The sequence below is a fragment of the Pseudomonas sp. PDM04 genome, assembly GCF_014851765.1.
In the GTDB taxonomy this organism is placed as follows: Bacteria; Pseudomonadota; Gammaproteobacteria; order Pseudomonadales; family Pseudomonadaceae; genus Aquipseudomonas.
Genome location: NZ_JACVAI010000005.1, coordinates 403,513 through 427,809 on the forward strand (window position 1 = coordinate 403,513; position 24,297 = coordinate 427,809).

Here is a 24,297-nt window from a genome sequence, read left to right on the forward strand (position 1 = left end):
CAGTGTTTTAAATCATTCATCCTGTTTGAAAGGAATTCAAATGGCGGTTGAACAAGAACTTATACATTCCAATGCTTTCAACTTCGACGGTTTCCTCGCGGGAGGCGTCGACCCCCGCACCGGGATTTACACCTGTTCGCTGACACTGGGCGAACTGAAGTCCGGTTTCCTGCAAGGGCCGTCGCTGCCGATCAGGCTTTTTTTCAGCCCGTTGCAAGGCAGTGACATTGGGTATGGCAAAGGTTGGTCGTTGCCATTGACCCAATACAACGTGGTGACCCACCAGCTCACGTTATCCGGCGCAGAGCGCTACAAAGCCAGGGAGACGTCTTCTCGACTGGTGTTCGATGAGCTCAAGCTCGAGATCCTCAAGGTCCTGCGCCCGGGCCCCGGACGTTTTGACGTGGTGCACAAAAACGGTTTGACCGAAGAGCTGCATGTCTACGCCGGTAGCGACCTGGCGGTGCCGAAAAGGATCGTGTCGGCCAATGGTGCGGCGATCCATCTCGACTACAGCGCCATCAATGGCGAGCCGGTATTGGCCGCCGTGCGCGATGCCACTCGCACGTTGCTGACGATTGACCGCACCGCTGGCCAGGTGACGCTGACCCTGTATCCCGACAGCGAATGCGCCGCGCCTTTCAAACTCAAGCGCTCCGACGACCAGGTGAGCGCCGTGCAGTTACCGGACGGCGGCGTCTGGTCGCTGGACAGCGAAGTGATCGGGGGCGTCGAATGCCTGACGCAGGTGACGTCGCCTTTGGGGGCCCGGGAGCTGATCGCCTATGAAGAAGCCGGTCATCGTCTGCCGCCGGATGCGCCGCGGCGGGCCATCCCGCATGTGATGTCGCACACGGTTTTCCCTGGCTTGCAGCCGCCGATCACCACCCATTACAGTTTTTCGCAAACCAATTTCCTTGGGTTCGATGACGACGACAACGTTGTTCGCTGGTCGCGCGAGGGCGATACGCTTTACCAACTGGCGGAGGACTACCGGTACTTCTCCGTGGAGTCGCTGATGAACGGCAAGAACGTGCACCGTTCCATCAAGCGCACCTACAACAAATACCATCTGTTGGTTTCCCAGGAGACCACGTGCAATCAGAGCGTCACGACCCGCACGGTCAGCTATCACCTCGAACCCGGCAAGGGTTTCCTGGCGCAGCCCGCGCAGTTTCGGATGCCCAAGGTGCAGACGCTGCGGTATGAGAATCGCAAGACCAAGGCGTCGCGCGAGGAAGTGACCACCACGCTGTTCGATGCCTGGGGCAACCTGCTCAAGCACATCGCGCCGACCGGGGTGGTCACGGTGTCGGAGTTCTACCCGGCGAGCGGTGCCGAGGGCTGCCCGGCGGACCCGCTCGGGTTCGTGCGTTTTGAAAAGAGCAGGACCGTGCGTGCCGCCGACGGGTTGGCCCAGGCCGCTACGACGCAGTTGCGGTTTCGCTACAAACAGATCGGCAAGGCGGGAGAGCCCGGTTGCGACGTCGTTCTCGAGCAGCAGGCTCTTTATGAGCGTGCCGCCGAGGGCGACGTCCTGCGCTCGCAGACTGATCTGCATTACGCCGAGCTGATCGCGGGTCCGCAGGTTTACCTGGTCTTGCAAAAACAGACCGTGCGCCAGAACGGCGAGGACAGCGAGACCCGGTTCAAATACCTGCTCGACGGCACCACGCTGGAAGTCCAGACCCTCCAGGTCGGGTTTGACCAGACCCGCAGGGAATCGAGCGTGAGGTCTTCAGCGATCAATGGGTTGAAGCGCTCGGAGCAGAACGAAGACCAGGGGCGCGTCGATTTCACCTACGACAGGCTCGGGCGTGAGCTGAGCAAGACCGTCGCCGCCGGCGACACCTTCGAAAGTGGCCGTCGCTCCAGCTTTTTGCTGGAAAAGCAGGACGGCAGAGTCGTGGCGACGAAACTCGACACGGACGCCAGCGGCCTGCAGACGAAGTACCTCTACGACGGCCTCGGCCGAATCAGGGAAATCCAGGAGCAGGATCCGCAACACGCGGATAAAGTCGTGTTTCTTCCAGTCTATGAAGCGCAATACGACGCCCTTGGCCAACTGACGGGTGAAAAGAAGATCGACTGGTGGCGGGGTGAGCGGCATCCGTTCATCACCCGCTTTGCCTTCGATGACTGGGGGCAGGTCAAGACCACGTTGCACCCTGACGGCCGCCAGGAACACTGCGAGGATGACCCCGTCCTGCGCAAGAAAACGACCTGGCAGGCGGGAATGGGCAAGACCGTCACGGTCTTCAACGCGTTCGGCAAGCCTGACCGCGTCGAATGGTTTGATACCTCGGGCACGCGTCATGGGCAGCAGTTCTACACTTACGATGGGCTGGGGCGTACCGTCGGCCAGACGGATGCGGCGGGTCATCGCACAGCCTTTGCCTACGATGTCTTCGATCGACTGACCCTCAGTACCTTGCCTGACGGCAGCGCGGTGCAGACGGCCTACGCTGCCCATAGCCAGGAAACCCTGCCGATCAGTGTCACGGTCGCCGGCAAAATGCTCGGGCAGCAGGTGTTCGACGGGCTGGGTCGGTTGACGCAGAGCACCCTCGGCGGGCGCAGCAGCCAGGCCGGCTATGAGCGCGGTCGCAGCCAGCCGGCGTGGAAGCAGCGACCCGATGGCAAACGCATCGATTATCTCTACGAGCCGGACCTGGGAGGTGTTGTCACGCAGCGCGAGGCCGAGGGCCTGCTCGCCCGCTATGACTATCACCCGCGCCTGGCGGTGTTGACCCAGTGTGTCGAGCAGGGCTGCGAAACCCGGCTCGAGTACGATCGCTTCGGGCGCCTGACCGGTGAAACTTCAATCGTCGACAAGGAGCACAAAAGCGCTTCCTACACCTATTCGCTGGGCGGCCGCCCCCTCAGTTGCATCGACGTGTTGGGTGAGCCGCATGAGACCGATTACGACGAAGCGGGGCGTCCACGAACGTTCACGCATCGCGCGTTGAAAACCACTTTTACCTACAACCCACTGGGGCAGCTGGCGTCTGTCGTTGCGCGTGCTCTGCAAGGATCAGGGTCGATGGTCACGCGCCTGGCCTACGATGATTTCGGGCGTGAGGTGTCCCGCACGTTCGAGTTCGGCGAGGGCGTGTCGCAGGTCCTGTCTTCGACGTACACCCCGACGGGAAAACTGGCGCGCAAGACGTTGAAGCAGGACAAGGAAGTCCTGCGCGACGAGCACTTCACCTACGATTCCCGTGGTCGCCTGAGTCTTTACGCCTGCGAGGGCACCCAGCGACCTCGCGATCCCCAGGGCAAGGAAATCATCCAGCAACAGTTCACGTTCGATGCGCTCGACAATATCCTCACCCTGGAAACCCGGTTTCCCGGCGGCGAGAACCTGGCAACGTTCGAGTACAGCGCGACGGACCCCACGCAATTGACCGGCATCCGCAACGACCATGCGGACTACCCGACGTCCGCGGTATTGCAGTACGACGACAACGGTCACCTGGTCAAGGATGAGCAGGGGCGCCGGATCGATTACGACGCGCTGGGGCGTTTGATCCAGGTCACCGGGGCCGACAATCAGGTCATACGCGACTTGCGCTACGACGCCCGCGACCGGCTGGTGGAGCTGGCGCAGCCGTCGGGGGCTGCCATCCGACGCTTCTATCAGGAGGGCCGGCAGGCCAACGATCTCTGCGGTTCCAGCAGCCTCACGTCGTTGCGATCGGGCGGTTTTTTGCTGGGGCAGGATCGCCAGGGAGGCGAGGCTGGCGTCGGCCTGCTGGGTGTCGATCAGCAGCAAAGCGCGCTGACCGAGGTCTCGGGCGCGCGCCCCGTCCATTTCAGCTACAGCCCCTATGGGCATCGAGTGGCGCCAGGCGGTTTGTTCAGCTTGCCGGGTTTCAGTGGCGAACAGCTCGATGCGCAGACCGGTCTGTACCTGCTGGGCAATGGTTATCGGGCATACAGTCCGACACTGATGCGCTTTCTCAGCCCCGACGACCTGAGTCCGTTTGGTGCCGGTGGCTTGAATCCTTACACCTATTGCGCGGGCGATCCGATCAACCGGGTGGATCCGACCGGGCATTTCTGGGAAGCGATCTTGAGCGGCGTCCTGTCGTTCGTCGGCATCGCGGCCAGCGTCCTGACGCTGGGCGCCGCCACGCCGCTGGCGGTAGTGAGCCTGGCGCTGGGGGTGGCTTCCGGGGTCGTCGGGGCAACCAGTGCCGCGCTGCGGGCCTACGATGTGGAATCGCAAGCGGCGGATGTCCTGGATTGGATCAGCCTGGGGCTTGGCGCGGCCTCGTTCGCCAGCGGCTTGGGCGCTGCGGGCAAGGCGGCGGCGAAAGTGGGCAACCGGCTCAATCAAGCCTTTGCCAAGGGGTTGAGCCCGACCGACGTGCCCGTGGCGGCGAAGATTGGTTCAAAGTCAGGCACCCGTGCGGCGGCAACGCCCGGCGCGACGGGTGGTACGCCTGCCAAGGGGCCCTGGAGAATCAAGCTGGCAGCGCGGCGCAACATTGCCGAAAAAATACAGGCCTCTCACCAAAACGATTACGACCTGTTCAAGAATGCGATCCATAACGAAGGGGTGGACCCCGCCACCGCCGTTCGGCGAATGGGCGATGCCAATCCCAAGCGTCTGCAGAGCAGTTCGAATCATTTCAAGGACCATCAGGGTAACCCGGTCTGTGCCTCCGAGATGTGGGAGGCACGCATTGGCGGCAGCCAGCGCGTCACTTACCTGGTCGAATACAAGTCCCAATTGGTGACGGTTCTGCAAGTGGGCGGTCACACCTGAGCGGTCAGGGCTGGCGGGCCGAATGCTGCAGCAATGCCCATTCCACGTGCTCCCTGACCAACGCTGACGGGTAGTCCCGTCGCGCCTTCAACGCTTCCAGTACCGGAATCGTTGAAGGCGCATTTCCCAGGCCCACGGCCAGATTGCGCAACCAGCGCTCGTACCCTGCGCGCCGCAACGGCGAACCTTCGGTACTGCTGAGGAAAGTCTCCTCGTCCCACAGAAACAGTTCGGCCAGCTCGGCGTTGTCCAGGTTGTGTCGCGGCTTGAAATCGCTTTCGCCGGACGGCCGGGCGAAGCGATTCCAGGGGCAGACGATCTGACAGTCGTCGCAACCGAACACCCGATTGCCGATCAAGGGCCGCAGCTCTTCCGGGATTGCGTTTTTCAGCTCGATGGTCAGGTACGAAATACACCGCCGGGCATCCAGCACATAGGGGCCGACGAAGGCGTTGGTGGGGCAGATGTCGAGGCAAGCGGTGCAACGGCCGCAATGTTCGGTGGCATGCGGCGGATCGACCGGTAACGGCAGGTCGACGAACAATTCGCTGAGAAAGAAGTAACTGCCGGCCTTGCGATTCAAGACCAGGGTGTTTTTGCCGATCCAACCCAGACCGGCCTGTTCTGCAATGGCTTTTTCCAGCACCGGTGCGCTGTCGACGAAGGCGCGGTAGCCGAACGGGCCGATCACCGTCTGAATTTTTTCTGCCAGTTGTTGCACACGTTTACGGATCAATTTGTGGTAATCGCGGCCCAAGGCATAGCGGGACACGTAGGCTTTTTCCGGTTGGGCCAGGCGCTGGGCCATTTCGGTATCGCCCGGCAGGTAGTCCATGCGCAGGGAAACCACCCGAAGTGTGCCGGGCACCAGTTCCTCCGGGTGCGAACGTTTGCTGCCATGGGCGCCCATGTACTCCATTTCGCCGTGGTAGCCGGCTTCGAGCCAGCGCTGCAGGTGCTGCTCATGCTCGGCGAGGTCCAGGCCGCTGATGCCGACTTGCTGGAAGCCCAACTCACGGCCCCAGTCCTTGATGGATTGGGCGAGGGCGGGCAGGTCTGTGGGAATGGCGGGCATGAGGCGAGAGAAACCGGAGCTGAGGTGCGTATAATTCTGCCAGACATCGGAGCCCGAAGACGCATGCCGCACACTAAAGATGATTTACCCGACGCGCTGTACAGCGCCGCGCAGGTACGCGCCGTCGATGCGCGGCTGATCGCCGCCGGCACCCCGGGCTTCGAATTGATGCAACGGGCCGCCCGCGCGACCTGGCGGGCACTGGTCCGGCACTGGCCAACGGCCAACGAATTGACGGTGGTCGCTGGCCACGGCAATAACGCCGGTGATGGCTATCTGGTCGCGGTGCTGGCCCGACGTGCCGGCTGGACGGTGCGGGTCCTGGCCGTCGGTGATCCCCAACGTTTGCAAGGGGATGCCCGGTTGGCCCATGCCGAGGCACGGACCGAAGGCGTGGTCATCCAGGCCTGGGGTGCGCAATCGGAGTTGCGCGGTGTGGTGCTGGACGCCTTGCTCGGCACCGGTCTGACGGGCGAGGTGCGCGAGCCCTATGCCCGTGTCATCGGCGCAATCAATGCCAGTGCCCTGCCGGTCGCAGCGGTGGATATTCCTTCCGGCCTGTGTGCCGACACCGGACGGGTGCTCGGCGTGGCGGTGCGGGCGGACCTGACCGTGACGTTCATCGGTTTGAAGCTGGGGTTGTTCACCGGCGACGCGGCGGATGTGGTCGGCGAGTGGGTATTCAATGACCTGCAGGCTGCGCCCGGGGCGTTCGATGGCATCGGCATCAGTGCGCTGCGCCTGACGGCCGATAACCTGCCGCGGCCGGCGAGCCGCGCGCCGACCGCTCACAAGGGGCAATTCGGTCACGTCCTGCTGATGGGCGGTGATCGCGGTTTCGGCGGGGCGATCCTGCTCAGCGCACAAAGTGCCCTGCGCAGCGGCGCGGGCATGGTGTCGCTGGCCACCCGCAGCGAGCATGTACCGGCGGCGTTGGCCAGGCTCCCGGAAGCCATGGTCCTGGGCATTTCGTCGGCCAATCAGTTGATGGGATTACTGCAAAAGGTTTCCGTGCTGGTGGTTGGCCCCGGCTTGGGGCAGTCTTCCTGGGGCCGCAGCCTGCTGTCGGCGGCGGCCGATGCCGCGTTGCCGCAAGTCTGGGATGCCGACGCGTTGAATCTGCTGGCAGACGAGCACGTGAGTTTGCCTCGGGACTGCGTGATGACCCCGCACCCGGGCGAGGCGGCGCGCCTGCTCGGGATCAGCACCGCCCAGGTTCAGGCCGACCGTCCGGGCGCCGCGCACGCATTGAGCAAAAAATATACAGCAGTGGTGATTCTCAAAGGCGCAGGCAGCCTGATCGCCAGCCCCGACGGCCGCCTGGCGCTGTGTCACCAGGGGCATCCGGCCATGGCCACCGCCGGCCTGGGCGATGTGCTGGCGGGATTGGTCGGCGCATTGCTGGCGCAAGGCATGAACGCATTCGATGCCGCCTGCCTCGCGGTCTGGTTGCATGCCAATGCCGGTGCGCAACAAGGTAAATCGGGCCGTGGGCTGGCGGCCAGTGATCTGATTCCAGCCATTCGTCAGTTGTTGGAGGAGCAAGCACCGTGTCTGAAGTAACCCTGTACCTGGCTGATGAGCAGGCGATGACCGCGTTCGGCGCACGCATCGCGAAAACCACCGAAGGGCACGGTCTGATTTTTCTCGAGGGGGACCTGGGCGCCGGTAAAACCACGCTCTCCAGGGGCATCATCCGCGGCCTGGGCCATGTGGGCGCGGTCAAAAGCCCGACCTTCACCCTGGTCGAACCCTACGAAATCGGTGGCATTCGCGCCTTCCATTTCGACCTTTATCGGCTGGTCGACCCCGAAGAGCTGGAGTACCTGGGCATCCGCGACTACTTCGAAGATGACGCATTGTGCCTGATCGAATGGCCCCAGAAGGGTGCAGGCTTTTTGCCAAAGCCCGACCTGACCATTACCATTAGCCCGCAAGGCACTGGGCGTTCGCTGAATATTTTGTCCCAGGGCTCGCGCGGCGAGTCCTGGTGTGCCGTTTTGGCATTGGAATCCAATTGAATGATGGGGTCAGGTATGCGCTTTCGCGCGATGGTAGCTGCCGTAGGGATGTTGTTTTTGGCGGTGACCGTCAACGCTGTGGCCGAAACGAAGGTCAACAGCGTTCGTCTGTGGCGGGCGCCGGACAACACGCGGCTGGTGTTCGACCTCAGCGGGCCGGTGCAGCACAGCGTGTTCACCCTGACGGCTCCGGATCGGCTGGTGATCGACATCAATGGCGCCTCCCTCGGCGCGCCACTGAATGTCTCCACCGCCAACACGCCGATCACCGCCATGCGCTCGGCCCAGCGCACGCCGACCGACCTGCGGGTGGTCATCGACCTGAAGAAAACCGTCACGCCGAAGAGCTTTACCCTGGCGCCGAACGCGCAGTACGGCAACCGCCTGGTGGTCGACCTGTTCGACAACCCGGCGGACGCCGCGCCGATTCCCGCGCCGACCAACGTCGCGACCGTCGCGCCAGTGCCGGTCACCCCGGTCGACCCGCCAGTCAAACTGCCACCTGCTCCGGCCGGCAAGCGCGACATCATTGTGGTCATCGACGCCGGTCACGGTGGCGAAGACCCGGGGGCCTCGGGGTCTCGCGGTCAGCGTGAAAAGGACGTGGTGCTTTCCATCGCCCGCGAACTGCAACGTCAGGTCAATGGCATGAAAGGCTTCCGTGCCGAACTGACCCGCACCGGCGACTACTTCATTCCGTTGCGTGGCCGTACCGAAATCGCCCGCAAGAAAGGCGCCGATCTGTTCGTCTCGATCCACGCCGACGCGGCCCCTTCCACTGCCGCATTCGGTGCATCGGTGTTCGCCTTGTCCGACCGTGGCGCCACGTCCGAAACGGCGCGCTGGCTGGCCGACAGTGAAAACCGCTCCGACCTGATCGGCGGTGCCGGCAACGTCAGCCTCGACGACAAGGACCGTATGCTCGCGGGTGTACTGCTCGACCTGTCGATGACCGCTTCCCTGACCTCCAGCCTGAACGTCGGCCAGAAGGTCCTGAGCAATATCGGTCGCGTCACCCCGCTGCACAAACAGCGGGTGGAACAGGCCGGGTTCATGGTGTTGAAGTCGCCGGACATCCCGTCGATCCTGGTGGAAACCGGGTTCATCTCCAACGCCAACGAAGCCTCGAAGCTCGCCGCCTCCAGTCACCAGCAGGCACTGGCCCGCTCGATCAGCAGCGGTGTGCGCCAGTTCTTCCAGCAGAACCCGCCGCCGGGCACCTACATCGCCTGGCTGCGTGATTCGGGCAAGATCGCCCAGGGACCACGGGATCACCGGGTCAACCCTGGCGAAACCCTGGCAATGATTGCCGTGCGCTATCAGGTATCGCCGGCGACCCTGCGCAGTGCCAACAACCTGAAAAGCGACGAGCTGAAGGTTGGGCAGACCCTGACCATCCCCGGCACCGAACTGGCGTCCAAAGAATGAACCAGGCCGTGACCAACAGCGCTCGCATCGAGCTGCTCAGCCCTCGACTGGCCAACCAGATTGCCGCTGGCGAGGTGGTCGAGCGCCCGGCGTCGGTGATCAAGGAGCTGCTGGAAAACAGCCTCGACTCCGGCGCCAGGCGCATCGATGTCGATGTCGAACAGGGCGGCATCAAGCTGCTGCGGGTGCGCGACGATGGCAGCGGCATCTCTGCCGATGACCTGCCGCTGGCCCTGGCCCGTCACGCCACCAGCAAGATCCGTAACCTGGAAGACCTCGAGCAGGTGATGAGCCTCGGGTTTCGCGGCGAGGCACTCGCCTCGATCAGCTCCGTAGCGCGCCTGACCCTGACGTCGCGCACCCGCGATGCCGAACAGGCGTGGCAAGTCGAAACCGAAGGTCGGGACATGGCGCCACGGGTCCAGCCGGCCGCCCACCCGGTGGGCACCTCGGTGGAAGTGCGCGACCTGTTCTTCAATACCCCGGCACGACGCAAATTCCTCAAGACCGAAAAAACCGAATTCGATCACCTGCAGGAAGTGATCAAGCGCCTGGCGCTGGCGCGTTTCGACGTGGCGTTTCATTTGCGCCATAACGGCAAGACCATTCTCAGCCTGCATGAAGCCCATGATGATGCGGCCCGCGCCCGGCGTGTGGCGGCGATTTGCGGCTCGGGTTTCCTGGAGCAGGCGCTGCCCATCGAAATCGAACGCAATGGCCTGCATTTGTGGGGCTGGGTCGGGCTGCCGACATTCAACCGCAGCCAGGCCGACTTGCAGTATTTCTTCGTCAACGGTCGGGCGGTGCGCGACAAGCTGGTGGCCCACGCGGTGCGCCAGGCTTATCGCGATGTGCTGTTCAACGGCCGGCACCCGACGTTCGTGCTGTTTTTCGAGGTCGACCCCACCGGCGTCGACGTCAACGTGCACCCGACCAAGCACGAAGTGCGTTTCCGGGAAGGGCGCATGGTCCACGACTTTCTCTATGGCACCCTGCACCGGGCCCTGGGCGATGTACGTCCGGACGATCACCTGGCGGCGCCGGTGGCCACGGCCATCGTTCGACCGACCGGCATCGAGGCCGGCGAGTTCGGGCCGCAAGGCGAAATGCGCCTGGCCGCCAATGCCTTGCTCGAGCAGCCGCAGGCCCAGCCGTCATTCAATACCGCCGGCAGCGGGGCAGGCGCCGGTTATCAGTATCAGTACACCCCGCGGCCGCAGTCGGCAGTGCCTGCGGCTGAAGCCCAGGCGGCGTATCGGGAATTCTTTGCCCCGCTGCCGGAGGCCAACGCCGCCGCGCTTCCCGCCGGGCAGGACGATATTCCGCCGCTGGGCTACGCACTGGCGCAGCTCAAGGGCATCTATATCCTTGCAGAAAACGCCCACGGTCTGGTGCTGGTGGACATGCACGCGGCGCATGAGCGGATCATGTACGAACGCCTGAAGGTCGCCATGGCCAGCGAAGGCCTGAGCGGCCAGCCGCTGCTGGTGCCGGAATCGCTGGCGCTGAGTCAGCGTGAAGCCGACTGTGCGGAAGAGCACGTGGCCTGGTTCCAGCGCCTGGGCTTCGAATTGCAGCGTCTTGGCCCGGAAACCCTGGCCATCCGACAGATCCCGGCGCTGCTCAAGCAGGCCGAGGCCAATCGACTGGTCAGCGATGTGCTGGCGGACCTCATGGAATACGGCACCAGCGACCGGATCCAGGCGCACCTGAACGAATTGCTCGGCACCATGGCGTGCCACGGCGCCGTTCGGGCCAACCGGCGCCTGGCCCTGCCGGAAATGAACGGCTTGCTGCGCGACATGGAAAACACCGAGCGCAGCGGTCAATGCAACCATGGCCGACCGACCTGGACCCAGCTGGGCCTGGACGATCTGGACAAACTGTTCCTGCGCGGTCGTTGATGAGCCAGCTCCCTCCTGCGATTTTCCTGATGGGCCCGACCGCAGCGGGCAAGACCGACCTGGCCATCGAGCTGACCAAGGTCCTGCCGTGCGAACTGATCAGTGTCGATTCGGCGTTGGTCTATCGCGGCATGGACATCGGCACCGCCAAGCCCTCGAAAGAGATACTGGCGCAATTCCCGCACCGTCTCATCGACATCCTCGACCCGGCGGAGAGCTATTCGGCTGCGGATTTCCGTCGCGATGCCCTCCAGGCCATGGCTGACATCACGGCGCGCGGCAAGATTCCGCTGCTGGTGGGCGGTACGATGCTTTATTACAAAGCATTGCTCGAAGGGCTGGCGGACATGCCGGCAGCCGATCCCGAGGTGCGGGCGCAGATCGAGGAAGAAGCGGCGCGCCTTGGTTGGCAGGCCCTGCACGAGCAATTGGCGAGTATTGACCCGGAATCGGCAGCGCGTATTCATCCGAACGATCCCCAGCGCCTCAGTCGCGCGCTGGAAGTCTATCGGGTCAGCGGTCAGAGCATGACCGCGCTCAGATTGCAACAAAGTGCGCAAAGTACTGAAGCAGCCGCTTCGGGACGGCAACAATTGCCCTATACTGTCGCGAACTTGGCCATTGCTCCGGCAAATCGCCAGGTGCTGCACGAACGAATTAAACAAAGATTCACTTTGATGTTGGAACAGGGATTCATAGACGAGGTCGTAGCCCTGCGTAAACGAAGTGACCTGCACAGCGGGTTGCCATCGATACGTGCGGTAGGTTACCGACAAGTCTGGGACTACCTGGATGGCAAGCTGACACAGGCCGAGATGCAGGAGCGTGGAATCATCGCCACGCGCCAATTGGCCAAGCGTCAGTTCACCTGGTTGCGCAGCTGGGCGGATTTACACTGGCTCGACAGCCTCGATTGCGACAATCTGCCACGCGCCTTGAAATACCTGGGGACCATCTCCATATTGAGCTGAGTCTTTGCAATTGCCGTCTATCCTTGGGGGTGTGACGGTCACAAGCCAACTGTTTACCTATTTTTTATATTGAATCCTTAAAGGAGTGCGGCACATGTCAAAAGGGCATTCGCTACAAGACCCTTACTTGAATACTTTACGTAAAGAGAAAGTTGGGGTGTCCATCTACCTGGTCAACGGGATCAAACTGCAAGGCACGATCGAGTCTTTCGACCAGTTCGTCATCCTGCTGAAAAACACCGTCAGCCAGATGGTTTACAAGCACGCGATCTCTACAGTGGTGCCGGTTCGTCCAATTCGTCTGCCTAGCGCAACCGAATCCGACTCGGGTGACGCTGAGCCAGGTAACGCCTGATAGGAGTCTCCTTTGTTCTTTGAGCGCCACGGTGGTGGGGAGCGAGCCATTCTCGTTCACTTGGATGGTCAGGACCCTGAGGCGCGCGAAGACCCGCAGGAGTTTCAGGAGTTGGCAGCATCGGCTGGCGCCGAGACCGCCGCGTTTTTCAACGTGCCGCGCAATCGGCCAACCGCCAAATACCTGATTGGCAGCGGCAAGGTCGAGGAGTTACGCGACCTGGTCAAAGCCGAGCAGGTAGATCTGGTTATTTTCAATCACATCCTCACGCCCAGTCAGGAACGTAACCTCGAACGTGTTTTCGAGTGCCGCGTGATCGACCGCACGGGTCTGATTCTCGATATCTTCGCCCAACGCGCCCGTACCCATGAAGGCAAGCTCCAGGTCGAACTGGCCCAGCTTGAGCACATGAGCACGCGGCTGGTTCGCGGCTGGACTCACCTTGAGCGGCAGAAGGGCGGTATCGGTCTGCGGGGGCCGGGTGAAACCCAGCTGGAAACCGACCGGCGCCTGTTGCGGGTTCGCCTGCGGCAGATCAAGGGGCGCCTGGAAAAGGTCCGCAGCCAGCGCGAGCAATCTCGTCGCGGGCGCAAACGTGCTGAAATTCCGACGGTTTCACTGGTGGGGTATACCAACGCCGGCAAATCGACGCTGTTCAACGCGGTGACCGATTCCGAGGTGTTTGCCGCTGACCAGCTCTTCGCCACCCTCGATCCGACGTTGCGTCGACTCGAACTCGACGACCTCGGCCCCATCGTGCTGGCCGATACCGTGGGCTTCATTCGCCACCTGCCGCACAAACTGGTCGAGGCATTTCGGGCTACGCTCGAGGAGTCGAGCAACTCCGACCTGCTGCTGCACGTGATCGACGCCCATGAGCCCGAGCGCATGGCCCAGATTGAACAGGTCATGGTGGTGCTCGGGGAGATCGGGGCGCAGGACTTGCCGATCCTCGAGGTATACAACAAACTCGATTTGCTCGAGGGCGTGGAGCCGCAGATCCAGCGCGACGCCGACGGCAAGCCGGTGCGAGTCTGGCTGTCGGCCAGGGACGGTACCGGCCTGGAGCTGCTCAAACAGGCAGTGGCCGAACTGCTCGGCGAGGATTTGTTCGTGGGCACCTTGCGCTTGCCGCAACGTTTTGCTCGACTGCGTGCGCAGTTCTTTGAAGTCGGTGCGGTACAGAAAGAAGAGCATGACGAAGAGGGCATCTGCCTGCTGGCCGTTCGTTTGCCACGAATCGAGTTGAATCGACTGGTGAGCCGCGAAGGCATGCAGCCGATGGATTTCATCGAGCAACACACTTTGCAATAAAAGCCTGAGAAAGCGGTTGTGCCGCAGGGACAGGCATTCTGTAGCATTGGTCGGCGCGCCGTGGGTGCGTCTTTGCTTTATCAGATGGAGAGCGCTATGGCTTGGAATGAGCCGGGTGGCAACTCGAATAATCAGGATCCTTGGGGTGGCAAGCGCCGCAATAACGGCGACCGCAAGGGGCCACCGGATCTCGACGAGGCCTTCCGAAAGCTGCAGGAAAGCCTGAACGGGTTGTTCGGTGGTGGTAAGAAACGCGGTGATGACGGCGGTGGTTCGGGCAGGAGTGGTGGCTTCGGCGGACTGCTCGGCATCGGTCTGGTCGTGCTGGCGGCCGTCTGGCTGTACAGCGCGGTCTATGTCGTCGACGAGCAGGAGCAGGCCGTGGTGCTGCGCTTCGGCAAGTACTACGAAACCGTCGGCCCGGGTCTGAATATCTATTTCCCGCCGATCGACAAGAAGTACATGGAAAACGTCACGCGTGAGCGTGCGTACACCAAGCAGGGCCAGATGCTCACCGAAGACGAGAACATCGTCGAAGTGCCGCTGACCGTGCAGTACAAGATCAGCAACCTGCAGGACTTCGTGCTGAGCGTCGATCAGCCGGAAATCAGCCTGCAGCACGCGACCGACAGCGCCTTGCGCCATGTGGTGGGTTCCACGGCCATGGACCAGGTGCTGACCGAAGGTCGTGAATTGATGGCCAGCGAAATCAAGGAGCGTCTGCAACGCTTCATGGATACCTATCGCACCGGCATCACCGTGACCCAGGTCAACGTGCAGAGCGCAGCGGCACCGCGTGAAGTGCAGGAAGCCTTCGATGACGTGATCCGTGCCCGTGAAGACGAGCAGCGTTCGCGCAACCAGGCGGAAACCTATGCCAACGGCGTCGTGCCGGAAGCCCGTGGTCAGGCCCAGCGCATCCTCGAGGACGCCAATGGTTACCGTGACGAAACCGTCTCGCGTGCCAAGGGTGAGGCCGATCGCTTCACCAAGCTGGTTGCCGAGTACCGCAAGGCGCCTGAAGTGACCCGCCAGCGTCTGTACCTGGACACCATGCAGGAAGTCTTCAGCAATACCAGCAAGGTGCTCGTGACCGGGAACAAGAACGGCCAGAACAATCTGCTCTACCTGCCGCTCGACAAGATGATCGACAGCAGTGGTCGCAGCACCAGCGTGCCGGCGAACAGTGCGGCAGCTACCAGCAATGAAGCGAATGCGCGTGCCGCAGCTGATCTGCAACAACAGCAGGCACGTACCAGGGAGAGTCGCTGATGAGCAATAAATCGCTGATCGCCCTTATTGTCGGCGTCGTCGTGGCGATCGCTGCCTGGAACTGCTTCTACATCGTGGCTCAGACCGAGCGTGCGGTGTTGCTGCAGTTCGGGCGCGTGGTCCAGACCGATGTCCAGCCAGGCCTGCATGTGAAAGTGCCTTACGTCAACCAGGTGCGTAAATTCGACGCTCGCCTGATGACGCTGGATGCACCGACGCAGCGCTTCCTGACCCTGGAAAAGAAAGCCGTGATGGTCGATGCCTATGCCAAGTGGCGGGTCAAGGACGCCGAGCGTTTCTATACCGCGACTTCCGGCCTCAAGCAGATCGCCGACGAGCGTCTGTCCCGTCGTCTGGAATCGGGCCTGCGTGACCAGTTCGGTAAGCGCACCCTGCACGAAGTGGTGTCGGGTGAGCGCGATGCGCTGATGGCCGACATCACCTCGTCGCTGAACAAGATGGCGGAAAAGGAACTGGGTATCGAAGTGGTCGACGTTCGCGTCAAGACCATCGACCTGCCCAAGGAAGTGAACCGCAGCGTGTTCGAGCGGATGAGCACCGAGCGTGAGCGTGAAGCTCGCGAGCACCGCGCCAAGGGTAACGAGCTGGCAGAAGGCATCCGTGCCGACGCCGATCGTCAACGCCGCGTGCTGCTGGCTGAAGCCTATCGTGAGTCCGAAGAGATTCGCGGTGACGGCGATGCCCAGGCCGCTGCGATCTACTCGAAGGCCTACGGTCAGGACCAGGAGTTCTACGCGTTCTACCGTAGCCTGCGCGCCTACCGCGAAAGCTTTGCGAACAAATCCGACGTCATGGTCCTCGACCCAAGCAGTGACTTCTTCCACTACCTGGAAAAAGCCAAGCCTTGATACGACGTTGACCTGAATCATCCCCCCGCCGGGCGGCTAAAACCTTCGGCGGGGTGATCCTTTGGGAAAACGTGTGTATGATGCGGCAGCCGGGAAATTCCCGGCTTTTTTGCGTCTGCACGTTTGATTGCTGTTCATGTGCAGAAGCCCGGGCCTGTTGGCTCGACTGGTTTTACGAGGAAAGTGCTTGGCGAAGCCTGTTTCGGGCTTTTCGCTTCGTCGCTCATGCGCGTGGTTTGCGCAGGGCCAGGCATTTTCTGCTTCACTCAAGGCTCGCCCCAAGGCTTGCCGCCCGGATCATAGGGGAATGGCGTAATGGCAACGGTAGACCGCTGGCTGCTGCCAGATGGCATCGAAGAAGTACTGCCACCAGAGGCGGCGCGCATAGAAGTCGCGCGTCGCCAGGTGTTGGATCTGTTCCAGAGCTGGGGTTACGAGTTTGTCGTGACTCCCCATATCGAGTACCTGGAATCCCTGCTGACCGGCGCGGGCCAGGACCTGGATCTGCGTACCTTCAAGGTCATCGACCCGCAATCGGGCCGGCAGATGGGTTTCCGGGCGGATATCACGCCGCAGGTGGCGCGCATCGATGCGCATACCCTGCGTCGCGAAGGCCCTAATCGCTTGTGCTATGCCGGCAGCGTGCTGCACGCCCAGCCGCGTGCCTTGTCGTCCTCGCGCAGCCCGATCCAGCTGGGTGCCGAGTTGTATGGCGATGCCAGCCCGAGCAGTGACGTCGAAGTCATCAGCCTGATGCTGGCCATGCTGCAACTGGCCGATGTGCCGGATGTGCACATGGACCTGGGTCACGTCGGTATCTACCGTGGCCTGGCCCGTGCCGCCGGTTTGTCCGGTGAAGTCGAGCAGCAGTTGTTCGACGCGTTGCAACGTAAAGCCATCGACGAGGTCATTACCTTGACCGAGGGGCTGCCGGCGGATCTGTCGGACATGCTGCGGGCCCTGGTCGACCTGTGCGGTGGCCGTGAAGTCCTGGTGGCCGCTCGCGAGCGCCTGGCCAAAGCGCCGGCGCAGGTGACGGCGGCGCTCGACGACTTGCTGGCGATTGCCGAGCGTCTGTCCAGTCGCTTCCCGGAGTTGCCGCTGTACTTCGACCTGGGCGAGTTGCGCGGCTACCACTACCACACCGGTGTGGTGTTCGCCGTATTCGTGCCGGGGGTTGGCCAGTCCATTGCCCAGGGCGGTCGTTACGACGACATCGGCGCCGACTTCGGTCGCGCCCGTCCAGCAACCGGCTTCTCTACCGATTTGAAAACCCTGGTGACCCTGGGGCGTGCTGAGATCGAGCTACCGTCTGGCGGTATCTGGATGCCTGACAGTACGGATGCGGCACTCTGGCAGCAGGTTTGCCAGTTGCGCAGTGAGGGTCAGCGTGTTGTCCAGGCCTTGCCTGGCCAGCCTTTGGCCGCCGCCCGTGAAGCGGACTGCGACCGGCAATTGATTCAGCAGAACGGGCTTTGGCAAGTATCGCCACTGGCTTCTTGAGTTTTCCTGCCGGCCGCCGCCGGCACCAAGTTTGCGCGAATGAGGACAAGTGTTATGGGTAAGAATGTCGTAGTCCTGGGCACCCAGTGGGGTGATGAGGGCAAAGGCAAGATCGTTGATCTGCTGACCGAACATGCTGCCGCCGTAGTGCGCTACCAGGGTGGCCACAACGCGGGTCACACCCTGGTGATCGATGGCGAAAAAACCGTCTTGCACCTGATCCCGTCGGGCGTGCTGCGCGAAGGCGTGCAGTGCCTGATCGGCAACGGCGTGGTGGTTGCACCCGACGCCCTGCTGCGGGAAATCAACAAGCTGGAAGAGAAAGGCGTACCGGTGCGCGAGCGCCTGCGCATCAGCCCTTCCTGCCCGCTGATCCTGTCCTACCACGTGGCCCTGGACCAGGCCCGTGAAAAAGCCCGTGGCGAGCTGAAGATCGGCACCACAGGTCGCGGTATCGGGCCGGCTTACGAAGACAAGGTTGCCCGTCGTGGCCTGCGTATCGGCGACCTGTTCCACCGCGAGCGTTTCGCCGCCAAGTTGGGCGAGTTGCTGGACTACCACAACTTCGTCCTGGTCAATTACTACAAAGAGCCGGCCATCGACTTCCAGAAGACTCTGGACGAGTGCATGGAATACGCCGAGCTGCTCAAGCCGATGATGCTCGACGTCACCGCCGAGCTGCACAACCTGCGTCGCGCTGGCAAGGACATCATGTTCGAAGGCGCCCAGGGTTCCCTGCTGGACATCGACCACGGCACCTATCCGTACGTCACCAGCTCCAACACCACGGCCGGCGGCATTGCCACCGGTTCCGGCGTTGGCCCGATGTTCCTCGACTACATCCTGGGGATCACCAAGGCCTACACCACTCGCGTCGGTTCCGGTCCATTCCCGACCGAACTGTTCGACGACGTGGGTGCGTTCCTGGCCAAGCGTGGCCACGAATTCGGTGCGACCACCGGTCGTGCCCGTCGTTGCGGCTGGTTCGATGCCGTCATCCTGCGTCGCGCCATCGACGTCAACAGCATCTCGGGCCTGTGCCTGACCAAGCTGGACGTCCTGGACGGCCTGGAAACCATCAACATTTGTGTCGGCTACAAGAATCAGGAAGGTGCGGTAATCGACGCACCGACCGATGCCGACAGCTACATTGGCCTGGAGCCGGTGTACGAGCAGATGCCAGGCTGGAGCGAGTCGACCCTCGGTGCCAAGACCCTGGAAGAGCTGCCGCAAGCGGCTCGCAACTACATCAAGCGCATCGAAGAGCTGGTCGGCGCGCCGATCGACATTATTTCGACGGGCCCGGATCGCAACGAGACCATCGTTCTGCGTCACCCGTTCGCCTGATAAGTCGTTGATGTAAAAGAAAAAGGGCCCTTTATTGGGCCCTTTTTCGTATCTGCCTGCCGGACGGCATGACCTTTGCTGCGGTTTTCATAAAAAAGCATGGCTGTAGCGTGCCATCAATTTAATGGCGTCAAAAGCAGAGGTATCACCTGTGTCGGCCGTTCTCTCCTTGTTACAAAGCCGTCTGTTGCGGCCTGTGTTCGTTACCCTCGGTATCGCCCTTTTGGTGCAAGTGCTGGTCGCGGTTGCCCTGACGCGCAGCACAGTCACTGCACTGGAAGCCGATTTGGGTGTGCGCCTGGGCGCCGACAGTCAAAAATTGTCCACCGAGCTCGAACAGGCGGGGCGCGAAGTCACGTCGAGCCTGGACAGCCTTTCCGCCAGTACGCGTCAGCGCCTGACTGCCGGGTTGTCTTCGCGGCTGGAGGAAGAGCAGGCGCAACTGCGGGCCACCCTGGAAAAGGACCTGAAGGACTCCGCCGGTGATATGGCGCAGCTTCTCGCCTCGGTTGCACCGCGTGCGATGTGGGACAACGACGTGCCGACCCTATCCGAGTTCGCCCGTCGGGCCCAGCGCAATCCCAACGTGCTGTTCGTCGTCTATGACGATGCCACCGGGCAGCACCTGACGCGCTACCTCAACCGCGAAAACCCGATCAACAAGGCGCTTCTGGAAAAAGGCCAGGGCGAACGAGCGCTGGACAAGGTGCTGGACGCGGCGAAGAACGATCCGTCGGTCTACTACGTGGAAGCCTCGATCAACCCCAATGGCGTGGAAATCGGCAAGGTCCTGATGGGCGTCTCCACCGCATCCGTGGAGACCGATCTGGCAGCCCTGGATAAACGCTTTGAGTCGTTGATCGCCAACAGCGATCAACTGGTTGGCGACAGCCTGAAGGGCGCGGCGGCCGACAGTGCCACGGCCATGCGTGCGCGCCTGGCCTCGGCCCAGTCCACCGCCGCCGACATGAAAGCCAACACCACTGACACCGTGCAGGAAGCGGCGGCCACCCTGCGCTGGCGCATCGGCATGGGCCTGGCGCTGGTGGGTTGCGGCGTGTTGCTGCTGTTGGCCGTGGTGTTGGGGCGTCGTGTGGTCAAGCGCCTGAAAATGTTGATTATCGCGATGGACGATCTGGCGGCGGGCGAGGGTGACCTGACCAAGCGCGTGCAGATCAACAGCAAGGACGAGATCGGCGACATGGCGTCGGCGGTCAATCGCTTTGTGGATAAATTGCAGCCCATCGTGCGCGAGGCCGGGGATGTCGCTCAGCGAACCGGTGTCGAAATTGGCGCCATGACCTTGCGCAACGCCGGCGCCGATGCGGCGGCCGGCATGCAGCGTGACGAGGTGGCCGAGAGCCTGCGGGCGTTGTCGCAGATGGCCGATGAGGCGCAGTCCGAAAGCCATGCCATGCAGGCGGCCTTGCAGCAGGTGGTGGACATTCGCTCGGCCACCGATGAAAACACCCGGACTTCGGCGAAGGTCGGCAGCCTGATCGAAGCGTTGGCCGAGCAGGTCGATACCGGGGCGAAGGTCATCGAGCGACTGGCGCAGCAGAGTGAACAGATCGAAGTGGTGCTGACCGTGATTCACGGGATTGCCGAACAGACCAACCTGCTGGCGCTCAACGCTGCCATCGAGGCGGCGCGCGCCGGTGAGACCGGTCGTGGCTTTGCCGTGGTGGCGGATGAGGTGCGGGCGCTGGCGAGCAAGACCCAGAGCTCCACCGGCGACATTCAGGCACACATCGTTGCCCTGCAGCAGGGCGCGCGTGAGGCCGTGGCCGCGATTGGCCAGGCCGGGCGCCAGGCCAGCGAAGGTCTGCTGGTGCTGCGCGACAGTGCACGCCTGCAGCAATCGGTACAGGCGTCGGTCGAGCAAGTGCATGCGGCTATCGGCCTGGCGACCCAGGCGGCGGCTCATCAGGCGAAGGGTGCCCAAGCGGTGCGCGGGCGGGTAGAAACCATTCATGCCCAGGCGGAAAAAGCCGCACAGGCGGTGGTGGAAACCACTGAAAGCGGCAAGGTGCTGGACGGGCTGGCTGCGCAGTTGAAGGCAAGCCTGGGGCAGTTCAGGGCCTGAGATCTCGGCGCCTGAGCTGCCTCTTCGCGAGCCGGCTGGCTCCCACTTCTGGAGTGCAATCCTGTGTGAGGTCAGCCGGTTCCAGGCGGCGCTCGGACAAAGGCGCTGTCAGCGACCCAGGTACATCCGCGTGGTCAGCAGGTACACCGGCAGCCCCGATACCACGATCAACAGCGCCGCATAAGGCGCCGCCGCCGCGAACTCCACGTTCGCGGTATGCGCCCACACCTCTGTGGCCAGGGTATTGAGCCCGGTCGGGCTCAGCAGCAGCGTCGCTGTCAGCTCCTTCATCGCATCCAGGAACACCAGCGCAAACGCCGCCCCCAGTGCCGGAAAAATGATCGGCAAGGTCACCCGGCAAAACGCGCTGAAAGACGATGCGCCCAGCGTGCGAGCGGCTTCTTCCAGTTGCGGGGCGGCCTTGTTCAGGGCGGTGCGGATCGGCGCCTGCGCCAGCGGTAGAAAAAGCAGCGCATAGGCAATCAACAGCAATGCCGAGGTCTGATACAGCGCCGGCACATAATGCAGGGCGAAATACACCAGTGTCAGGGCGATCACCAGGCCTGGCAGCGCGTGCAGCAGATACGGCAGGCGCTCCGCCCAGATGGCCAGTGGGCCTTTGTAGCGCACCACCAGCAATCCCACCGGGACGGCCAGCACCAGGCACAGCGCGGCGCCACCCAGGGACAGTGCGAGGGAGGACAGGAGCGCCTCGCTGATCGCGGCCACCGGAAACGCCGCCGAAGAGCCTACCATCAGCCAGTACGCCAGCATCCCCAGCGGAATGCCGCTGCCGATGATTGCCAGTGCCAGGCAGTAAAGCTGTCCCGCGAACGCCCAGGGGCCCAGGCGAACCTGCTCCGCGCGCCGCGCTGCGCCCTGGCCGGTGCGTACATGACGCCCTTTGCCGCGCACCCGCAGCTCGAGCCACAGCAGCATCAGGCACAACGCCAGCAGGACCGCCGACAGCATCGCGGCGTTGGCGTTGCTGAATTCCAGTTCGAATTGCTGGTAGATCGCAGTGGTGAAGGTCTGCAGGCCGATGATCGACAGCGCGCCGAACTCCACCAACATGTGCAGCGCAATCAGCAGCGAGCCCGCCAGCAGTGAGGGCCATAGCAGCGGCAAAGTGACTTTGAAGAACACGCCCCAGCGATTCTGCCCAAGCGTGCGCGCCGACTCTTCCAGGGAGGGATCAAGATTGCGCAGCGTTGCCGCGACCGGCAGAAAGATCAGTGGGTACTTGGACAGGGTCATCACCAGGATGGCCCCGCCCAGGCCTTCGAAGTGAGCGCTCAGCGAAACCCAGGTGAAGCTGCTGACAAACGCTGGCACTGCGAATGGCAGGCACAGGATCACGCCCCACAGGCGTCGCCCCGGTAAATTGCTGCGCTCCAGCAGCCAGGCCAGCGACAGGCCGATGACCCCGCAGGCAAGCGTCACGCCAACCATCAGCGCCAAGGTGTTGCGCAACAGGCCGAATACGTAGGGGCGCCACAGCAAATGCAGCGCCTCGGCCCAGCCGGCCTGCCAGGTTTTCAGGCCGACATACGCCAGTGGCAACAGGCTGAGCACCACCAGCAATAACACCGGCAGCAGCAGCCAGATCGATGGCCGCTTGCGCCGTGGCACGTAACCCCCGCGCGCGGCGGGGGCGGATAACGATGCGCTCATCAGTTCAGGCCAACGTCGCGTTCCAGGTCCAGGGCTTCTTCAGCATTGCCGAGGTCCGCAGGTGTGACGTTGGGCGCTTGCAGTTCACTGAAAGGCTTGAGGCCACGGTCCGATTCCATGCCCTTGTGCAGCGGGTACTCGGCCGTGGTCTGAGTGATCACGCGCTGGCCTTCTTCACTGGCCATGTAGGCGAGCAATTGCTGGGCTTCTTTTGGGTGTTTGGTGGATTTCAATACCGCAGCGCTGGATACGGTGATCAGCCCGCCGACGTCGCCGCCGGTGAAGTAGTGCAGTTTCGAGTCGAGCTGTCCTTTTTCGCGCTGCAAGGCGAACCAGTAATAGTTGTTCACCAGCACGGTGGCGACTTCGCCGTTTTCCACGGCCTTGAGTGCGACCATGTTGTTGCTGTAGGTCTTGCCGAAGGCGCGCAGGCCGGTCAGCCATTCCTCGGCTGCGTCCATGCCATGCACCTTGATGATGGCGACCGCCTGTTCCTGAAACGCACCGCTGGTGGGCACGAAACCGACCTTGCCTTGCCATTTCGGATCGGAAAACTCCATGACTGACTTGGGCAGGTCTTTTTCGTCGATCAGTTTGGGGTTGAAGGCCACGACGCGTACCCGAGCGGTGACGCCGATCCAGGTGCCGTTCTGGGCAACGTAGTCCTTGGGCAGGACGGCGAGGGTGGTGGCATCGGTCTGGGCCAGCAGGCCTTGTTCGCCGAGTTTGTTCAGCGGTGGCGACTCTTCGGTGTAGATCACGTCCGCAGGCGAACGATCGCCTTCTTCGACGACCTGGCTGGCGAGCTGGTTGCTGCTGCCCTTGCGCACGTTGACGTGGATGCCGGTCTTGGCCTCGAAGGCCTTGGCGACGGCGTCGCCGACTTCCTTGTGTTGGCCGTTATAGAGTGTCAGGGAAACGGGGTCGGCAGCCTGGGTGAGGTGAGTGGCGAGTGCCAGGCCGAACAGGGTGATGGTCAGGCCGCGGCGCAGGGTATTTCGAAACATCATTCGCAGGGTTCCTCACTGTCGCATTGCAAAAACTTGCAACAATGATAAACGATATTGTTTCTCAAGTGCGCCTTGCGGGCTGGAGACGCTTTTGGTAGGGCGTGAAGCTTGCCGGTTGGAGCGGCGGGTCGACGCTCGATTCTCGCCAGGGTCGTCAACCATGACGCGGGCTGTTCCGATGCCTGCGTTTGATGGGGGGCATCGCGAGCAGGCTTGCTCCCACAGTGGGGCAGAAGTATTTCGGTGGCCAGAAATGCAAAAACCCGCTTTCGCGGGTTTCTGAGAGATTCAGAATCGTGATCCTGAATCTGAAATTGGTGCCCAGAAGAAGACTCGAACTTCCACGACCGTAAGGTCACCAGCACCTGAAGCTGGCGTGTCTACCAATTTCACCATCTGGGCATTCATCTTCAGCGTTGCCGCTGTTGATGTGGCGCACTATACGTAGCGCATTTTGATCTGTAAACCCCTGATTTGGTTTTAATAAATCAAATGCTTAGAATGCAAAAACCCGCTTTCGCGGGTTTTTGTGTGAGTCCTGAAATTCATCTAATCTCAAGCTCGAAATTGGTGCCCAGAAGAAGACTCGAACTTCCACGACCGTAAGGTCACCAGCACCTGAAGCTGGCGTGTCTACCAATTTCACCATCTGGGCAGCATCGGCAGCGCTAGTGCGTCGTCGATGGCGCGCACT

16 protein-coding genes and 2 tRNA genes are annotated in these 24,297 nt (G+C 62.3%); 13 read left to right on the forward strand and 5 right to left on the reverse strand.

Going from position 1 to position 24,297, the window contains the following annotated elements:
- Positions 1 to 40 precede the first annotated feature (40 nt).
- A complete protein-coding gene (locus IB249_RS21400; RefSeq protein ID WP_192307702.1) occupies positions 41 to 4,774 on the forward strand; it encodes an RHS repeat domain-containing protein in 4,734 nt (1,577 codons plus the stop codon).
- Positions 4,775 to 4,778: 4 nt separating this feature from the next.
- Here IB249_RS21400 and queG read toward each other — a convergent pair whose 3' ends face one another.
- A complete protein-coding gene (gene queG, locus IB249_RS21405) occupies positions 4,779 to 5,849 on the reverse strand; it encodes a tRNA epoxyqueuosine(34) reductase QueG (RefSeq protein ID WP_192307703.1) in 1,071 nt (356 codons plus the stop codon).
- A gap of 63 nt (positions 5,850 to 5,912) precedes the next feature.
- Here queG and IB249_RS21410 point away from each other — a divergent pair, with 63 nt between their 5' ends.
- From IB249_RS21410 to IB249_RS21465, 12 genes are all read left to right on the forward strand, one after another.
- Positions 5,913 to 7,412, forward strand: coding sequence for an NAD(P)H-hydrate dehydratase (locus IB249_RS21410; protein WP_192307704.1), 1,500 nt, complete (start codon positions 5,913 to 5,915; stop codon positions 7,410 to 7,412).
- Positions 7,400 to 7,870 (forward strand): tRNA (adenosine(37)-N6)-threonylcarbamoyltransferase complex ATPase subunit type 1 TsaE, encoded by a 471-nt coding sequence (gene tsaE / locus IB249_RS21415; RefSeq protein WP_192307705.1) that lies wholly within the window; start codon positions 7,400 to 7,402, stop codon positions 7,868 to 7,870. Before IB249_RS21410 ends, tsaE begins: the two co-directional genes overlap by 13 nt.
- 48 nt (positions 7,871 to 7,918) lie before the next feature.
- Positions 7,919 to 9,298: an N-acetylmuramoyl-L-alanine amidase gene (locus IB249_RS21420; RefSeq protein WP_412548022.1), complete on the forward strand. Its 1,380-nt coding sequence runs from the start codon at positions 7,919 to 7,921 to the stop codon at positions 9,296 to 9,298.
- Positions 9,295 to 11,202, forward strand: a complete 1,908-nt coding sequence (gene mutL, locus IB249_RS21425; protein ID WP_207195537.1) for a DNA mismatch repair endonuclease MutL — start codon at positions 9,295 to 9,297, stop codon at positions 11,200 to 11,202. The genes IB249_RS21420 and mutL overlap by 4 nt, the downstream gene beginning before the upstream one ends.
- The gene (gene miaA, locus IB249_RS21430) at positions 11,202 to 12,173 is read left to right on the forward strand and encodes a tRNA (adenosine(37)-N6)-dimethylallyltransferase MiaA (protein ID WP_192307856.1); all 972 of its coding nucleotides are present in this window, start codon (positions 11,202 to 11,204) and stop codon (positions 12,171 to 12,173) included. The genes mutL and miaA overlap by 1 nt, the downstream gene beginning before the upstream one ends.
- Positions 12,174 to 12,267: 94 nt before the next feature.
- Positions 12,268 to 12,528: an RNA chaperone Hfq gene (gene hfq / locus IB249_RS21435; protein WP_192307707.1), complete on the forward strand. Its 261-nt coding sequence runs from the start codon at positions 12,268 to 12,270 to the stop codon at positions 12,526 to 12,528.
- 12 nt (positions 12,529 to 12,540) lie between these two features.
- Complete coding sequence (gene hflX / locus IB249_RS21440) at positions 12,541 to 13,842, forward strand: ribosome rescue GTPase HflX (RefSeq protein ID WP_192307708.1); 1,302 nt, start codon at positions 12,541 to 12,543, stop codon at positions 13,840 to 13,842.
- Between the two features lie 96 nt (positions 13,843 to 13,938).
- On the forward strand, positions 13,939 to 15,114 hold the full coding sequence (gene hflK / locus IB249_RS21445; RefSeq protein WP_192307709.1) for an FtsH protease activity modulator HflK: 1,176 nt from the start codon (positions 13,939 to 13,941) through the stop codon (positions 15,112 to 15,114).
- Positions 15,114 to 15,983: a protease modulator HflC gene (gene hflC / locus IB249_RS21450; RefSeq protein ID WP_192307710.1), complete on the forward strand. Its 870-nt coding sequence runs from the start codon at positions 15,114 to 15,116 to the stop codon at positions 15,981 to 15,983. The genes hflK and hflC overlap by 1 nt, the downstream gene beginning before the upstream one ends.
- Before the next feature lie 315 nt (positions 15,984 to 16,298).
- Positions 16,299 to 17,486, forward strand: a complete 1,188-nt coding sequence (locus IB249_RS21455; protein ID WP_192307711.1) for an ATP phosphoribosyltransferase regulatory subunit — start codon at positions 16,299 to 16,301, stop codon at positions 17,484 to 17,486.
- A 54-nt stretch (positions 17,487 to 17,540) separates the two neighbouring features.
- Positions 17,541 to 18,833, forward strand: coding sequence for an adenylosuccinate synthase (locus tag IB249_RS21460; protein WP_192307712.1), 1,293 nt, complete (start codon positions 17,541 to 17,543; stop codon positions 18,831 to 18,833).
- Positions 18,834 to 18,984: 151 nt separating this feature from the next.
- Positions 18,985 to 20,919 (forward strand): methyl-accepting chemotaxis protein, encoded by a 1,935-nt coding sequence (locus IB249_RS21465; protein WP_192307713.1) that lies wholly within the window; start codon positions 18,985 to 18,987, stop codon positions 20,917 to 20,919.
- A 108-nt stretch (positions 20,920 to 21,027) separates the two neighbouring features.
- Here IB249_RS21465 and IB249_RS21470 read toward each other — a convergent pair whose 3' ends face one another.
- The 4 genes from IB249_RS21470 to IB249_RS21485 form a co-directional block, all read right to left on the reverse strand.
- The gene (locus tag IB249_RS21470; protein ID WP_192307714.1) at positions 21,028 to 22,593 is read right to left on the reverse strand and encodes an ABC transporter permease; all 1,566 of its coding nucleotides are present in this window, start codon (positions 22,591 to 22,593) and stop codon (positions 21,028 to 21,030) included.
- Complete coding sequence (locus tag IB249_RS21475) at positions 22,593 to 23,603, reverse strand: extracellular solute-binding protein (RefSeq protein ID WP_192307715.1); 1,011 nt, start codon at positions 23,601 to 23,603, stop codon at positions 22,593 to 22,595. The genes IB249_RS21470 and IB249_RS21475 overlap by 1 nt, the downstream gene beginning before the upstream one ends.
- 315 nt (positions 23,604 to 23,918) lie before the next feature.
- Positions 23,919 to 24,005 (reverse strand) — tRNA-Leu (locus IB249_RS21480).
- A 166-nt stretch (positions 24,006 to 24,171) separates the two neighbouring features.
- Positions 24,172 to 24,258, reverse strand: a tRNA-Leu gene (locus IB249_RS21485).
- Between the last annotated feature and the right edge of the window lie 39 nt (positions 24,259 to 24,297).

Excerpts from the sequence above, each read along its gene's own strand:
- IB249_RS21400 (WP_192307702.1), top strand. The coding sequence starts at position 41 with ATGGCGGTTGAACAAGAACTTATACATTCCAATGCTTTCAACTTCGAC.
- queG (WP_192307703.1), bottom strand. The coding sequence starts at position 5,849 with ATGCCCGCCATTCCCACAGACCTGCCCGCCCTCGCCCAATCCATCAAG.
- IB249_RS21410 (WP_192307704.1), top strand. The coding sequence starts at position 5,913 with ATGCCGCACACTAAAGATGATTTACCCGACGCGCTGTACAGCGCCGCG.
- IB249_RS21420 (WP_412548022.1), top strand. The coding sequence starts at position 7,919 with ATGTTGTTTTTGGCGGTGACCGTCAACGCTGTGGCCGAAACGAAGGTC.
- mutL (WP_207195537.1), top strand. The coding sequence starts at position 9,295 with ATGAACCAGGCCGTGACCAACAGCGCTCGCATCGAGCTGCTCAGCCCT.
- miaA (WP_192307856.1), top strand. The coding sequence starts at position 11,202 with ATGAGCCAGCTCCCTCCTGCGATTTTCCTGATGGGCCCGACCGCAGCG.
- hfq (WP_192307707.1), top strand. The coding sequence starts at position 12,268 with ATGTCAAAAGGGCATTCGCTACAAGACCCTTACTTGAATACTTTACGT.
- hflK (WP_192307709.1), top strand. The coding sequence starts at position 13,939 with ATGGCTTGGAATGAGCCGGGTGGCAACTCGAATAATCAGGATCCTTGG.
- hflC (WP_192307710.1), top strand. The coding sequence starts at position 15,114 with ATGAGCAATAAATCGCTGATCGCCCTTATTGTCGGCGTCGTCGTGGCG.
- IB249_RS21455 (WP_192307711.1), top strand. The coding sequence starts at position 16,299 with ATGGCAACGGTAGACCGCTGGCTGCTGCCAGATGGCATCGAAGAAGTA.
- IB249_RS21460 (WP_192307712.1), top strand. The coding sequence starts at position 17,541 with ATGGGTAAGAATGTCGTAGTCCTGGGCACCCAGTGGGGTGATGAGGGC.
- IB249_RS21470 (WP_192307714.1), bottom strand. The coding sequence starts at position 22,593 with ATGAGCGCATCGTTATCCGCCCCCGCCGCGCGCGGGGGTTACGTGCCA.
- IB249_RS21475 (WP_192307715.1), bottom strand. The coding sequence starts at position 23,603 with ATGATGTTTCGAAATACCCTGCGCCGCGGCCTGACCATCACCCTGTTC.